We start from the raw sequence: 749 nt of genomic DNA on the forward strand, positions 1-749 counted from the left end.
CGCAATCGAAGCCAACGATTGACCGCCCGGCGGCGCGGGCTCAAAAACCGTCCGGCGCAAGCTGCGCCGTGTCAGGGAAAGCCGCCCGTGCCGACCAAGATTTCCGGATTCTCGCTCGCCGCCCGCCTCGACCGGTCGGCGCTGAAGCCGGTGGCCGACGGCGTCTGCCCGGCCTGCGGCGGCGCTCCCGTGGCGAGCCTGATCGTCGCCTGGACCCCGGCCGACAAGGCGCGCTACCTCGCCTGCTCGCTCTGCGGCAGCCAGTGGAATCACGTCCGCATCCGCTGCACCGCCTGCGGCTCGGGCGAGGCGATCACCTACCAGAGCCTCGACGAGCTCTCGAAGGACATCCAGGTCGAAACCTGCGGCACCTGCCACAGCTACATCAAGCACCTGCACCAGCACCGCGACCCGGCGCTCGACCCCGTCGCGGACGACGTCGCCTCCTACGGCCTCGACCTGAAGATCGCCGAGGACGGCTTCCACAAGGCCGGGTTGAACCCGCTCTTCGTGACCTGAGCGCCGCTCCGCCGCCGGAGGCGAGGCGCCGGCGGCGCGGTTTCCCCCTTCCGCACCGGGCGGCGTCATAACGTCCATCGCGCGCGCGCATGGACCGATTGCGCGCAATCGAAGCCAACGATTGACCGCCCGGCGGCGCGGGCTCAAAAACCGTCCGGCGCAAGCTGCGCCGTGTCAGGGAAAGCCGCCCGTGCCGACCAAGATTTCCGGATTCTCGCTCGCCGCCCTCC

Annotated in this window: 1 protein-coding gene; it reads left to right on the forward strand. The window is 70.4% G+C overall.

Annotated elements, in window-relative coordinates:
• The first annotated feature begins 87 nt into the window (after nt 1–87).
• Nucleotides 88–519, forward strand: coding sequence for a formate dehydrogenase accessory protein FdhE (locus FV223_RS29120; RefSeq protein ID WP_246689867.1), 432 nt, complete (start codon nt 88–90; stop codon nt 517–519).
• The last annotated feature ends 230 nt before the right edge of the window (nt 520–749 follow it).

Origin of the sequence: Methylobacterium sp. WL116, assembly GCF_008039455.1 — a bacterium.
Classification (GTDB): Bacteria; Pseudomonadota; Alphaproteobacteria; order Rhizobiales; family Beijerinckiaceae; genus Methylobacterium.